The sequence below is a fragment of the Pseudomonas sp. WS 5503 genome (genome assembly GCF_012985385.1).
GTDB lineage: Bacteria > Pseudomonadota > Gammaproteobacteria > Pseudomonadales > Pseudomonadaceae > Aquipseudomonas > Aquipseudomonas paracarnis.
On record NZ_JAAQWI010000001.1, the window covers coordinates 423,943 to 437,172 of the forward strand.

14 protein-coding genes are annotated in these 13,230 nt (G+C 61.7%); 5 read left to right on the forward strand and 9 right to left on the reverse strand.

The window, feature by feature from the left end; all coding sequences use genetic code 11:
* Positions 1-10 precede the first annotated feature (10 nt).
* A complete protein-coding gene (locus tag HBO10_RS02075; RefSeq protein WP_003172524.1) occupies positions 11-460 on the reverse strand; it encodes a YcgN family cysteine cluster protein in 450 nt (149 codons plus the stop codon).
* 153 nt (positions 461-613) lie between these two features.
* Here HBO10_RS02075 and HBO10_RS02080 point away from each other — a divergent pair, with 153 nt between their 5' ends.
* A complete protein-coding gene (locus tag HBO10_RS02080) occupies positions 614-1,207 on the forward strand; it encodes a nitroreductase family protein (RefSeq protein WP_034126620.1) in 594 nt (197 codons plus the stop codon).
* A 140-nt stretch (positions 1,208-1,347) separates the two neighbouring features.
* Here HBO10_RS02080 and HBO10_RS02085 read toward each other — a convergent pair whose 3' ends face one another.
* From HBO10_RS02085 to HBO10_RS02105, 5 genes are all read right to left on the reverse strand, one after another.
* The gene (locus tag HBO10_RS02085) at positions 1,348-2,280 is read right to left on the reverse strand and encodes a D-2-hydroxyacid dehydrogenase (RefSeq protein WP_034126619.1); all 933 of its coding nucleotides are present in this window, start codon (positions 2,278-2,280) and stop codon (positions 1,348-1,350) included.
* A 107-nt stretch (positions 2,281-2,387) separates the two neighbouring features.
* A complete protein-coding gene (locus tag HBO10_RS02090; RefSeq protein WP_003189597.1) occupies positions 2,388-2,681 on the reverse strand; it encodes a YcgL domain-containing protein in 294 nt (97 codons plus the stop codon).
* Positions 2,678-3,811 (reverse strand): ribonuclease D, encoded by a 1,134-nt coding sequence (gene rnd, locus HBO10_RS02095; protein WP_034126618.1) that lies wholly within the window; start codon positions 3,809-3,811, stop codon positions 2,678-2,680. Before rnd ends, HBO10_RS02090 begins: the two co-directional genes overlap by 4 nt.
* A 122-nt stretch (positions 3,812-3,933) precedes the next feature.
* On the reverse strand, positions 3,934-4,533 hold the full coding sequence (locus HBO10_RS02100; protein WP_034126617.1) for a class I SAM-dependent methyltransferase: 600 nt from the start codon (positions 4,531-4,533) through the stop codon (positions 3,934-3,936).
* Positions 4,534-4,633: 100 nt separating this feature from the next.
* Positions 4,634-6,004, reverse strand: a complete 1,371-nt coding sequence (locus tag HBO10_RS02105; RefSeq protein WP_034126616.1) for a glutamine synthetase family protein — start codon at positions 6,002-6,004, stop codon at positions 4,634-4,636.
* 446 nt (positions 6,005-6,450) lie between these two features.
* Here HBO10_RS02105 and HBO10_RS02110 point away from each other — a divergent pair, with 446 nt between their 5' ends.
* Positions 6,451-7,224 carry a transporter substrate-binding domain-containing protein gene (locus HBO10_RS02110; RefSeq protein WP_034126615.1) on the forward strand — a complete coding sequence of 258 codons (774 nt, stop codon included), beginning with the start codon at positions 6,451-6,453 and terminating at the stop codon, positions 7,222-7,224.
* A gap of 94 nt (positions 7,225-7,318) precedes the next feature.
* Here HBO10_RS02110 and cynR read toward each other — a convergent pair whose 3' ends face one another.
* Entirely contained in the window at positions 7,319-8,170 is an 852-nt protein-coding gene (gene cynR, locus HBO10_RS02115; protein ID WP_034126614.1) for a transcriptional regulator CynR, read from the reverse strand.
* Between the two features lie 112 nt (positions 8,171-8,282).
* On the opposite strand from cynR, the gene HBO10_RS02120 reads away from it, so the two are divergent.
* Genes HBO10_RS02120 through HBO10_RS02130 form a run of 3 tightly spaced genes read left to right on the forward strand, consistent with a single transcriptional unit; the run spans position 8,283 to position 10,318 of the window.
* The gene (locus HBO10_RS02120; protein WP_034126613.1) at positions 8,283-8,924 is read left to right on the forward strand and encodes a carbonic anhydrase; all 642 of its coding nucleotides are present in this window, start codon (positions 8,283-8,285) and stop codon (positions 8,922-8,924) included.
* Positions 8,925-8,952: 28 nt separating this feature from the next.
* Positions 8,953-9,423: a cyanase gene (cynS, locus tag HBO10_RS02125; protein WP_014717475.1), complete on the forward strand. Its 471-nt coding sequence runs from the start codon at positions 8,953-8,955 to the stop codon at positions 9,421-9,423.
* Between the two features lie 55 nt (positions 9,424-9,478).
* A complete protein-coding gene (locus tag HBO10_RS02130) occupies positions 9,479-10,318 on the forward strand; it encodes a cache domain-containing protein (RefSeq protein ID WP_034126612.1) in 840 nt (279 codons plus the stop codon).
* A gap of 56 nt (positions 10,319-10,374) precedes the next feature.
* Here the strand turns inward: HBO10_RS02130 and HBO10_RS02135 are convergent, their stop codons facing one another.
* Positions 10,375-11,892, reverse strand: a complete 1,518-nt coding sequence (locus HBO10_RS02135; RefSeq protein ID WP_034126611.1) for an MDR family MFS transporter — start codon at positions 11,890-11,892, stop codon at positions 10,375-10,377.
* Between the two features lie 66 nt (positions 11,893-11,958).
* Positions 11,959-13,143: a 4-hydroxybenzoate 3-monooxygenase gene (gene pobA, locus HBO10_RS02140; RefSeq protein ID WP_169921948.1), complete on the reverse strand. Its 1,185-nt coding sequence runs from the start codon at positions 13,141-13,143 to the stop codon at positions 11,959-11,961.
* Positions 13,144-13,230 lie beyond the last annotated feature (87 nt).

The window sequence follows — 13,230 nt, forward strand, 5'->3', positions numbered from 1 at the left end:
CACTCCTCATTCAGCCTGCGCGGAAAATCAGGTAATCCTCCCAGTCGTCCTCGGGCACGCTGCCTTCGCTGAGCATGCGCCCGGACTGGGAAATGCGTTCGTGGTGCACCGCGTCACGGTCGCCGCAGACCAGATGATGCCACAGCGGCAAGTCCTTGCGCTCGCTGACCAGGCGGTAACCGCAGGTCGGCGGCAACCATTTGAACTGATCGGCCTGGCCCGGCGTGAGCTGGATGCAATCAGGCACCGAGGCGCGGCGGTTGGGGTAATCAGTGCACTGGCAGGTTTTCAGGTCGAGCAGTTTGCAGGCGATACGCGTGTAATAGACGCTGTTGTCGTCCTCATCCTCAAGCTTTTGCAGGCAGCACAGGCCACAGCCGTCGCACAATGACTCCCACTCCTCTTGGTCGAGGTGCTCAAGGGTTTTGCGTATCCAGAAAGGTTCGACTTTGGCGGCCATGGCTCTGCATCAGTATCGGAAGGTGAAAAGGCCGCCAGTCTAGTGCCCAAGCCCGTTGGGGCCAAGCGCTTACGACTGACGGTGTTGCAAGACTTGTCAGGCCTGGGTGGGCGCAGTAGTTTTGAATCCCGTTTTTTTCATCAGGGTCTGTCCATGAGCAATAACCCCCGTGTTGCCGATTATCCGATCCACACCCAATTCACCGAGCGCTGGTCGCCCCGCGCCTTTACCGGCGAGAGCATCCCGCAGGAGACGCTGCTGAGTTTCTTCGAAGCGGCACGCTGGGCGCCTTCGGCCTACAACTCGCAGCCGTGGCGGTTTCTGTATGCGCGCCGTGACACGCCGGACTGGGAGCGCTTCCTGGGCCTGCTGAATGAATTCAACCGCAATTGGGCGCAGCATGCGTCGGCCCTGATCATCATCGCGTCGAAAACCGACTTCATCGCCCCGGGTGCTACCGAAGAAACCCCGGCGCTGTGGCACACCTTCGACACCGGCTCGGCCTGGGGCCACCTGGCGCTGCAAGCCAGCCTCAGTGGCTGGCACACCCACGGCATGGCCGGTTTCGACCAGGAACTGACCCGCAAGGAGCTCAAGATTCCCCAGGGTTATGCGCTGCATGCGGCCGTGGCGGTGGGCAAGCTGGGTGACAAGTCGAGTTTGCCGGAGTACCTGCAAGGGCGCGAAATGCCGAGCCCGCGCAAGCCGTTGAGCGAGCTGGTGTCCGAGGGGAACTTCAGTCTCTAAGCATCGCCCTCTCATCCTCTGTAGGAGCGAGCTTGCTCGCGAAGAACGTCAACGATGACGCGCACTTTCTGAATAAGCGCGGCGCCTGTGAGTTTTTCGCGAGCAAGCTCGCTCCTACATGAGGCCATCGGGCAAGCTCTTCAGTAGCCGCGCTCGAAATCCACTTCCCCGCGCAGCGCTTGCTTGGCCTGATACGCCCGCAGGTTCTGCACAAACAACTCCACCATCATTGGCGGCGAGGTCGGGGCCGAGCTGTGCCCGGTCAACAGCAAACCCCACGCCGTCCAGAACGGGTGGCGTTGCGGCAAGGGCTCCTGGCGGCACACGTCGATCACCGCGCCGGCCAGGTGCCCTTCTTTGAGCGCCTCGACCAGATCGGCGTCCACCACCGCCACGCCGCGTCCGACGTTGATAAACAACCCGGTGGGCTGGAATTGCTTGAACAGCGCCGCGTCGTACAGGTCATGGGTATCAGGCGTGTTGGGCAGCAGGTTGATCACGTAATCTACCTCCCCCACCAGCCGGCCCAACTGGTCGAGCCCCGCCACTTCGATAAACGGTGCCTGCTCGCGGGCCTGGCTGGCGATGCCATACAACTGCACGCCGAACGGCAGCAGAAACTCGGCCACGCGCTGGCCGATGTCACCGGTGCCGACGATCAGCGCCTTACGCCCCGCCAGGCTCTGGCCCATGCGGTTATCCCATTTGCGCTCCACCTGGCTGACCAACCGCGCCAGCACTTCACGCTCGTGGCCCAGCATGTAGGTGAGGACAAACTCGGCCATGACCTGGCCAAAAATGCCTACCGCGCGGGTCAGCCGGTAGTCGCGTGGCAAGCCATCGGCCAGCAGGGGCGTGATGCCCGCCCAGGTCGATTGCAGCCATTGCGGATAATGGCCCTGGCGCAGCAGGGTAGCCAACAGATCGGGCTGGCCCAGCCACACCGGACAGTCGGCGGCCAGGCGCGAGAGTTCGGCCGAGTCGCCGCTGGTCAGCACTTCGAGGTCTGGGGCGGCGTCCCTGAGCAATTGGGCGTAGAGCGGATGATCCTGTTCAGCAATCAGAACACGCATGGTTCAAACCTTTGAAAAAACAGTGCAGACGGCCGCCCGCATCCTTACGGCCACCGTCCTCTAATACGATTCCATTGAAGCTGTGCCCTGAAGCGGGCACTGGTCGATCACATCGGGTCGTTGCGGCGCAGCAGCTCTTCGGGCAAGTGCTCGATGTACTCGTCCTCGGCCGGCGGCATTTGCAGGTGGTAGCCCTGCTTGTCGAGGTTTTCCAGCACCACGGCGATGTCTTCGCGCGACAGCTTGCGCTCCGGCGTCAGCACCATGTCAAAGGCGTGATGCGCCTTGCCAAAGGCTTCCATCAACGGCTCGGGCACGCGCTCCAGGGCATCGCTTTTGAGCACATAGAGGTACATGCCGTCTTTTTTCTTGCTGCGGTAGATGGAGCAAATACGTTTCAAGGCTGTTCTCCGGCATTGGCCAGGCTGTCGAGCAACGCCTGGCCCATCAACTCGCGGCGCCAGCCACGCAGCGAGTCTGGCAATTGGTAAGGCCCATCGGGGTAGCCACTTTTAACCAGGGCTTCGAGGGTTTTCTTGCGCAGCATCAGTTCCGGCGCCATGTCCAGGCGCTCGGCGAAGGTTTGGCCCAGGGCACGCAGTTGCTTGATCAACGCTGCAGCGTCCACCGGTAACGGCTCTGCCACGGCAGGCGGCCATTGGTCCATGGGCAGGCTGGCAGTGCGTTTGATCAGGTCCAGCAGGAACTGGCCGTCCTGGCGCACCGTACGCGGGTGCATGTCTTCGATCTTGCCCAGGGCGGCGAGGTTATCCGGCTGGGATTTGGCCAGGGGCCATAACGAGTGCTCGCGAACGATGCGGTTGCGCGGCAAGTCGCGGGCACGGGCCTGCTGCTCGCGCCAGGCGCAGAGCTCACGCAGCACTGCGAGTTGGGCACGGGACAATTTCCACGCCAGCTTGGCGTCGCGGTACAGCTCGTAGGGGTCGATCTCACGGCGCAGGTTGGCCACCAGTTCGGCGCCGTCTTCCAATACCCACGCGTATTTGTCGTCCGACAGTTGCGGGCGCAGGCGGGTGTAAACCTCGGCCAGGTGCACGGCGTCTTCGGCGGCGTAGCTGACCTGCGTCTCTGACAATGGCCGCTGCAGCCAGTCGGAGCGGGTTTCGCCCTTGGGCAGCTCGATATCCAACACCGCCTGCACCAGGCGCGAGTAGCCCATGGAGAAACCGAGGTTGAGGTACGCCGCCGCCAATTGGGTGTCGAACAACGGCACTGGCAAGCTGCCAGTCAGGCGCAACAGCACTTCCAGGTCTTCGCTGCAGGCGTGCACCACCTTGATCACCGCCGGGTTCTCCAGCAAGGCGGCCAAGGGTTGCCAATTGTCGATAGTCAGGGGGTCGATCAGGTAAGCGCGCACGCCATCACCGATCTGGATCAGCCCGGCAATAGGGTAAAAGGTGTCGACCCGCATGAATTCGGTGTCGAGGGCGACGAATGGCAACTGCTGCCATTCGGCGCAATGCTGGCCGAGGCTATCGTTGTCGCAGATCCAGTGAATATCGATGGCCACACGGCTCTCCCTTGAAGAATGGCGCGCAGTATATATCGCGAAAGGGGCTTGCGAGCATCCGCAGTGCACACGCCATCATGAAAACTCCGACAGGAGATGAAGAATAGTCCGACAAACGGGCGTTATCCTCTCTTACGCAAAACGTAGACGCACCATCGCCGCGAGCCCGGCAGGAACTCTTGGTAATTGAGGATTTTGAAGCCGGCTTGGCGAAACTCGCTCTCTACCGGCGTGCCCACGTTCACGGCAACAATCACCGTGTCGCGACTGACGCGGTGAAACTCATGCAATAACATGAGCCGTGCATCGCTGCCGGGCACATGGCGAAACAAATCCAGGCAGAAAATGCAGTCCACCGCATTCGCCGAAAGGCCAATGGAAAACGCCGAGCCCTGGAATGTTTTGACACGCTTGAGCAACGCGCCCGGGTGATGGGTGCGCGCGTGATCGAGCATCGCCTGGGAGTTGTCCGAGGCCAGGATCACACGGTTGACGTGTTCGGCCAGCACCGGCCAGAAGCGCCCGGAACCACACGCCAGGTCGAGGATAAGCCCTGGCTCGCCCGCCACTTTCAGGGCCTGGCGTACCAACCGCGCATCGCGCCACGCCGACAGGCGCTGCAACAGCCTGGGCGGACGCGGGTCGCCACAGCCCCTGGCATGCTCACGGTCATAGCGCTCGGTGAATTCGGTCTCGATGGAGGATGGAGGTTGTGGCGACATCGCGGGCTCATGTGAATGAAACGGTAGTGAACGACCTTGATCCGCAGCTTAACCTTCGCAACGTGAAAAAAAGGTCGAAAGCCCACCCCGCTAAAACCGGTCACGCTTGATGCAAGTACCACCGCCAATCCTGCTCCCCCACCTCGCCCATGAACTGGCGGTATTCGGCACGTTTGACCGCCAGGTAAACGCTTAGGAATTCGCGCCCGAACGCATCCGGTGCCCAGCGGGAGGTTTCCAGCGCGCGCAAGGTGGTCAGCCAGTCGGTGGGCAGCAGTTCCTTGGCCTGGGCGTAGCCGTTGCCTTGCACCGGGGCGCCAGGGTCGAGCTGTTCGCGGATGCCTCGATGAATCCCGGCCAGGATCGCAGCAGCCGCCAGGTAGGGGTTGGCGTCGGCACCGCAGATGCGGTGTTCGATATGCCGGGATAGAGCCGGGCCACCGGGCACGCGCAGGCTGACGGTGCGGTTGTCCACGCCCCAGGTGGCAGCGAGCGGCGCATAGCTGTTGGTTTGGAAGCGTCGATAAGAGTTGGCGTTGGGGCAGAACATCAACAGTGAATCGAGCAAGGTACTGAGCATGCCGCCCACGGCCTGGCGCAGCAGTGGCGTGCCGTCGGTCGCTTCACTGGCAAACAGGTTATTGCCCTGGGCATCGGCCAGGCTGACGTGCATGTGCATACCGGTGCCGGCCAGGTCGTCGAACGGCTTGGCCATGAAACAGGCGGTCATTCCATGTTTGTGCGCCACGCCCTTGACCAGGCGTTTGTAGCGCACGGCTTCGTCCATCGCCTGCAGCGCGTCGGTGCGGTGTTCGAGGGTGATTTCCACTTGGCCCGGCGCGTACTCGGAGATAGCTGTGCGCGCCGGAATCCCTTGCAGTTTGCAGGCGCTGTAGAGGTCGGCAAGAAACGGCTCGATCTGCTCCAGTTCGCGCAGGCCGTAGACTTGCGTCGAACGCGGGCGATTGCCATCCACATCCCGCGCCGGTTGCGGGCGGCCGTTGCTGTCGGGCTTCTGGTCGAGCAGATAGAACTCCAGCTCCGCCGCCATCACCGGGTAATAACCGTCGGCCTTGAGCGCCTCGATAACATTGGCCAGCAGGTGCCTGGGGTCGGCCACGGTGGCGGGCAGGCCTTCGGTGGGGTGCATGCTGACTTGCACCGCTGCGGTGGGGATCAAGCGCCATGGCATGCGCTGCAAGCTGCCGCTGATCGGGTAGGCGCGGCAGTCAATATCCCCCACCTCCCAGACCAGCCCGGAGTTTTCTACGTCATCGCCATTGATGGTCAGGCCGAGGATGGTACTGGGCAGAGGCCGGCCACTTTCGTACACCGCCAGCAGTTCGTCGCGGTGCAGCAGCTTGCCGCGCGGTACGCCGTTGTTATCGAGGATAAACAGCTCGAACATCTCAATGTCGGGGTTCTGTTCAAGGAAGGTCTGGGCTTCATGCAGGCTGGCAAAAACACTCATGGGAATTCTCATACGTTTGCGTCAGGCAAGCGCGCAGGCGCCGCCGGGCAGATGCGCACAGGTGCGCGTCATCCTTGGGGTAGATCAACGTAGGAGAGAGGTATCTGGCGGGCGCGCGTGTCGGCAATGGAACAAGGCCCAGAACGCAAGCGCAGACGGCAATGTCGCGGTGTGAGTGTCGGGGCAAGCGTGCATGCGCGATTCACAGTGATAGAAAGACTTGAGCGTCACACGCGAGGTTACACGGGTAAATTCAGGCTTGATGGAGTTTGGTTGCAGTTTGGCTAAACATTCTGTCTGGAGGAGCGAGCTTGCTCGCGAAGATCGTTAACGATAACGCGGGGTGCCTGGTTCACAGCGGCGCACACAGCTTTTCCGCGAGCAAGCTCGTTCCTACCAAAACGGGCATTATGGCTGCTTCAACCGAGCCCCAAGGATTCGACTCCATGAAAGCGCCTCTGGCCCTCTGTGTACTGGCAAGCCTGGCCAATGTCGCCCAGGCCGACACCGCTGCATCTCGCCTTGACGACGTGATTGCGCGCGGCACCCTCACCGTGTGTACCACCGGCGACTACAAGCCTTACACCTCGCTGCGCAGCGACGGCGGCTATGAAGGTATCGACATTGCCATGGCCGAGTCCCTGGCCAAGAGCCTCAACGCCAAAATCAACTGGGTGCCCACCACCTGGAAAACCCTGATGCCGGACTTTCTGACCCAACGCTGCGACATCGCGGTGGGCGGTATTTCCGTGTCGTTGGAACGTCAGAAAAAAGCCTTCTTCAGCCAGTCGCTCGGGGTCGATGGCAAGATCCCACTGGTGCGCTGCGCCGATGTGCAGCGCTACCAGACGGTGGAACAGATCAACCAGCCCCAGGTGCGAGTGATCGAACCCGCCGGTGGCACCAATGAAGTGTTTGCCCGTGCGCACCTGGGCCAGACGCAGATTCGCCTGCATGACAACGTGACGATTTTTGATGAACTGCTGGCGGGCAAAGCCGATGTGATGATTACCGACGCCAGCGAGGCGCGTTATCAGCAGAAGCTCAAGCCTGGGTTGTGCGCGGTCAACCCGGAGCAACCGATGCAGTACAGTGAAAAAGCGTTTTTGTTGCCGCGAGATGATGTGGCCTGGAAGAGTTACGTGGATCAGTGGTTGCATTTGAGTGTGGCGACGGGGGCGTATGCAGGGATTGTGGGGCAGTGGTTGGCTGCGCCTTGAAATGCGGGGTGTCAGGTAGATCGGTGTTGATTGTCCGGCCGTCATCGCAGGCAAGCCAGCTCCCACATTGGGATCCTGGGGCGTCAGCCCGGTCCTACGCCTTGATCAACGCTACAAACGCCGCACACGCAGCGCTGCGATACGCGCCCTTGCGACTCAGCAGTGCCGCGGTGCGCTGCGGCAACGGTGGATTGATCACCACGGCATGCAGGCCTGCCTGGGCCTCGGCCAGTGCGCGGGGCAGGATGGTTGCCAGGGGCGTGCTGCGCACGATTTCGATGATCGCGCTGATGGAGTTGGCCTCCATGGCAATCTGCGGTTTAACCCCTTGCTGGTGGCAGTAGTCGTCGATATAGCGGCGGGTGGCGAAGCCTGTGTTCAGTAGCACCAGGGGCTGTTCGAGCCAGGCTGGTTGTGTGCGTTCTGGATGGCTGGCACTGACGACCAGGCTCAGCTCTTCGACAAACAGCGCCTCACAGTCGATCTCCAGCCCATGCTCGCCGGTAAAGCCGATGCCGATATCCAGCAGGTCCTCGCCCAGGGCGGCTTCGATGCGGTCTTGGGTCAGTTCCTCAATGCTCAGGGTGATGCCGGGATACGACGCATTGAAGCGTGCCAGCAGCGGGCCGATCAGGTAGGCGGTGAAGGTCGGCGTCATGGCCAGGCGCAAATGCCCCCGGCGCAGGTCCTGCACGTCATGTATGGCGCGGGTGCCGGCCTGTAGATCCTGCAAGGCCAGCCGCGCATAACGCACATAGGCCTGCCCCGCGTCGGTCAGGCTGACACTGCGCCCGGAACGGTCCAGCAGTGGCGCGCCCAGGCTTTCTTCCAGTTGCTTGATCTGTTGCGACAAGGTCGGCTGCGACACGTGCAGCGCCTCGGCGGCACGCGTGAAATTGCGATGCTCGGCAACGGCCAGCAAGTAACGGATATGACGCAACAGCATGGGCAGTGCTCCAACTATAGGCATAACTTATAGAAAGCATAATAAACCGGTCTTGGACGCTATAGCCGAAAACTTCCATCCTTGCCCCATCAGCGACGCAAGGAGAACCACCATGCAGCACCTCATCGACGGCTTTCGCAAATTCCAACGTGAAGCCTTTACCCCGCGCAGTGACTTGTTCAAACACCTGGCGACCACGCAAAACCCCGGCACCTTGTTCGTGTCCTGCTCTGACAGCCGCGTAGTCCCCGAGCTGTTGACCCAGCAGGAACCCGGTGACCTGTTCGTCATCCGTAACGCCGGCAACATAGTGCCGTCCTACGGCCCGGAACCGGGAGGCGTGTCGGCCACAGTCGAATATGCCGTAGCGGTGCTGGGCGTCAGCGACATTGTGATTTGCGGGCACTCGGACTGCGGTGCAATGACTGCAATTTCTACCTGCAAATGCCTGGACCACCTGCCCGCCGTGGCCAACTGGTTGCGCCATGCCGAGTCGGCCAAGGTGATCAATGCAGTCCGTACGCATGCCTCGGACGCTGCCCGCCTGGATGCCTTGGTGCGCGAAAACGTGGTCGCCCAACTGGCTAATCTCAAGACCCACCCTTCGGTCGCCCTGGCGCTGGAACAAGGCCGGATGAACCTGCATGGCTGGGTGTACGACATCGAAACCGGCGGCATCGACGCTTTGGACGGGCACACCGGGCGCTTCGTCTCCCTGCTCGACCACCCCAGCACCCGCGCCCACGCCGCCTGAACCTTATTCAACCCAAGAGGACGTCACCATGTTGCAATCCCAATTCGCCCAAACCCCACGCCTGGCCCTGGCCGACACCGTTATCGACCTCAAGGCACGCAAAAACCTGTCGTGGCAGGACCTCACCGACGGCACCGGGCTGAGCCTGGCATTCGTCACCGCAGCCCTGCTCGGCCAGCACCCGCTGCCCAAGGAGGCGGCCGACATCGTGTGCGGCAAACTCGGCCTTGACGAGGACGCCAGCCGACTGCTGCAAAGCGTCCCACTGCGCGGCAGCTTCCCGAGCGGTGTGCCGACCGACCCAACCATGTACCGTTTCTACGAAATGCTGCAGGTCTACGGCTCTACCTTGAAGGCCCTGGTGCATGAGCAATTCGGCGACGGCATCATCAGCGCCATCAACTTCAAGCTGGACATCAAGAAAGTCGAAGACCCGGACGGCGGCTCCCGTGCGGTCATCACCCTGGACGGTAAATACCTGCCGACCAAACCCTTCTGATTTGCCGCCAACCGTCTACGCTCTTGGCACACCAACAAGAACGAGGGACGGGTAAATGAAGAGACTGCTCCGATTCACCTGGCTGCTGCTGTTGTGTTGCAGCCAGGTGCATGCCGCCACGGCACAGGAAGCGGATGCCCAAGCCGCCAAGGCCCTGCTGGAAAAAGCCTTGGCGTACTACCACAAGCAAGGTGACAAGGCGTTCGCCGCCTTCAGCCGTCAGGGCGAGTTCATCGACCAGGACCGCTATGTGTTTGTGGTCGATACAAAAGGCGTGCTGTTGGCCAGTGGCGGGCCCTCCTCCGCGCTGATCGGTCGCGATGTGTCCGAGGTGCTCGGGCCCGACCTGCAAGCCTCGTTCAAACAAGCCCTTAGCGTGCCCGAAGGCCAGGGTATCCAGCAGGCTGACTATCGCTGGCAGAACTGGAATGACGGCAAGGTCGAACACAAGCATGTGTTTTATCAGCGGGTGGGCGAACGCATCCTGGCGGTCGGTTATTACTTGCCGCGCGCCACGCCGGAACAGGCACGGGCGCTGCGCAACAAGGCGGTGGAAGCGTTGGTCAAGGATGAAACCGGCACGCTCAAGGCGATCAACTCTTTGCAGGGTGGCTTCCTGCAAGATGACCTGTACGTGTTTGTGGTGGACCTGAACACCCGGCGCTACGTCGCCCACGGCACCAACCTGCGCCTGATCAACACCGATTTTGCCAAGATCAAGGACCCGGATGGCAAACCGGTGGGTGTGCCGATCCTCCAGATGATGGCTGAACAGGACCAGGGCGAATACAAATACCGCTGGAAAAACCCGGTGACGGGCAAGGTCGAGAACAAGCACGCCTATGTGCGCAAGAGCGGGCATTTCATGGTTGCGGTGGGGTATTACAGCCCCTGATCCTGATCGTTCCCACGCTCTGCGTGGGAACGCCGCCTGGGACGCTCCGCGTCCGCTTATCTAACTTTGTCTTCACGGCCGCGCAGTACCCGATTCGGCATCGCTATCGCAGCCGCCAACCCCAGCAGCGACACCGCCGCACTCACCATCAGCAAATGCCGGAACGTCACCGCCAGCTCGCCGCGCAACGCATCTTGCGCGGGGCCGGGTGCGGCGTTGAGGCCGTCGAGCAGCACGTTGCCGGAACTGCCTTCGGCCACCAGTGCGCCGCTTGCCAGATGGGCGAAACTGGAATCGTGTAACAGCGCCAGCAGCAACGCCGACATGCAAGCCACCCCCACTGCCCCGCCCAGGGAGCGAAAGAGGTTGGTGGTGCTGGTGGCCACACCGATATCCCGTTGCTCTACCGAGTTCTGCGTACCCACCAACGAGGTCGGGAACTGCATGCCGGCGGCGATACCGCACAACAACATGAAGACGCTGGTAAGCGCCACCGCCTGGGGGGCGCTGTAGGCCATGCCGAGAATCGCCAGCGGGCTCAACACCGCGCCGCTGAGGATCATCGGTTTATAGCGGCCGGTCACCGAGGTCATGCGCCCGGCGAAATACGCGCCCATCGGCAAGCCCATCGCCAACGGCAGCAAGTGCAGGGCTGCGCTGTCGGCACCAGCGCCGGTCACGGTCTGGTAGCGCAGGGGCATCAGCACCGTCAGGGAAATCGCCTGGAAGCTGGTGACGAAAATCGTGCACCAGCACAACACCGCACTGCGGTTGGCAAACAAGTGCATCGGCAACAGCGGTTCCCGTGCGCGGCGTTCGTGCCATACAAACACGCTCAAGGCCAACAGGGCACAGGCCAGCAACCCCAGCACTTGATCGTCACGCCACGAATGGCCCTGGCCGATTTCAGTGATGCCCAGCAACAAGGCGGTGAGGCCGACGATCATCAGCACCGTGCCGAGGTAATCGATGATCGGCTTGCGCTGCGGCACCGGCAGCCCCACCAGAGTGCGATGGGCCACGTACCAGGCACCGACGCCCAGTGGCAGGTTGATCAAAAACACCCATCGCCACGACAGGTACTCGGTCATATAACCGCCCAGTACCGGCCCGGCCACGCTGGCCACCGCGTACATGCTGCTGAAATACCCCTGATAACGTCCCCGTTCGCGGGGAGGAATAATGTCGCCAATGATCGCCTGGCTCACCGAGACCATCCCGCCAGCGCCGATACCCTGCAGAACCCGCGCCAGCACCAGTTGCTCCATGCTTTGCGCAAGGCCGCAGAACAGCGACGCGAGGGTGAACACGCCCATGCCGATGAGCATCATGGGGCGGCGCCCATACAGGTCACCGAGCTTGCCGTAGATCGGCACCGCCACGGTCATCGCCACCATGTAGCCGGAGATCACCCAGGCGAGCAGGTTGACGTCATGGAACTGTGCGGAAATGGCCGGCATGGACACGGCGACAATGGTCTGGTCCAGGGCACCCAGGAAGATCGCCATCATCAGCGCGACCAGGATACTGCGCACGGCGGGAACGGTTGGAGCGGGCTGATTGAGGTGTGTCACGGCAGAACCTTCGAGCAGGGCCCACAGGCAACGGTCACCGGTGGGAATGCTCGATACGATAGCAGGCTATTCGATAGGCTCGTAAGGAAGGCCGACGTAATTTTCTGCGATGGTTTTACGCCCAGCCTCAGAGCGAATGAAATAGTCCAGTTCGCTTTCGGCAATACGCTGGCTGAAGTCATCCGCCTGGGGAAACTGATGCAGCATCGAGGTCATCCACCAGGAAAACCGCTCGGCTTTCCACACTCGGCGCAGGCAGATTGCCGAGTATTTTTCCAGCAAGTCCAGGCGCCCTTCGCGGTACACCTTGAGCAAGATGCGGAACAAGGTGCTCACATCACTGGCTGCCAGGTTCAAGCCCTTGGCACCAGTGGGCGGCACAATGTGCGCGGCATCGCCGAGCAGGAACAGGCGCCCGTACTGCATGGGTTCCACCACAAAGCTGCGCAGCGGCGCGATGCTTTTCTCGATTGACGGGCCGGTCACCAATTGTTCGGCCAATGAGCCGGGCAGGCGGCTTTTGAGTTCATCCCAGAAACGTTCATCCGCCCAGTCTTCCAGCTTCTCTTCGACCGGCACTTGCAGGTAGTAACGGCTGCGGGTCGGCGACCGCATGCTGCACAGCGCAAAACCCCGCGCATGTTTGGCGTACACCAGCTCGGCATGTACCGGCGGCGTGTCGGCCAGCACGCCCAGCCAGCCGAAGGGATAGACCCGTTCGAACACCTTCAGCGCTTGCGCCGGTATCGACTGGCGGGCCACGCCATGGAAACCGTCGCAGCCAGCAATGTAGTCGCACTCCAGGCGACAGGCTTGGCCTTCGTGCTCGAAGGTCAGCCACGGCTGTTCACTTTTCAGGTCATGGGGTTGAACATTGGAGGCTTCGTACAGAGTGGTGGCACCGGCGGCTGCGCGGGCGGCCATCAGGTCGCGGGTGACCTCGGTCTGGCCGTAGATCATCACCGACTGGCCGCCGGTCAAGGCCTTGAGGTCGATGGAGGTGAGTTGGCCATTGAGGGCAATATCAAACCCGTCGTGCACCAGACCCTCGGCGTCCATGCGTTGGCTGACGCCGGCTTCGCGCAGCAGGTCGACCATGCCCTGTTCCAACACACCGGCGCGGATACGGCCTTGTACGTAATCGGCGCTCTGACGCTCTAGAACGAGGGTCTGGATGCCAGCGTTGTGCAGCAGTTGGCCGAGCAGCAATCCGGAAGGACCGGCACCAATAATGGCGACTTGGGTTTTCAGGGTTTTCATTATTTTTATGACCTTCAAGCTTCACGCGAACGTATGGAGTGAAAGAGTTGTCATTGCTCTTGTGGCTGACATTTTTCA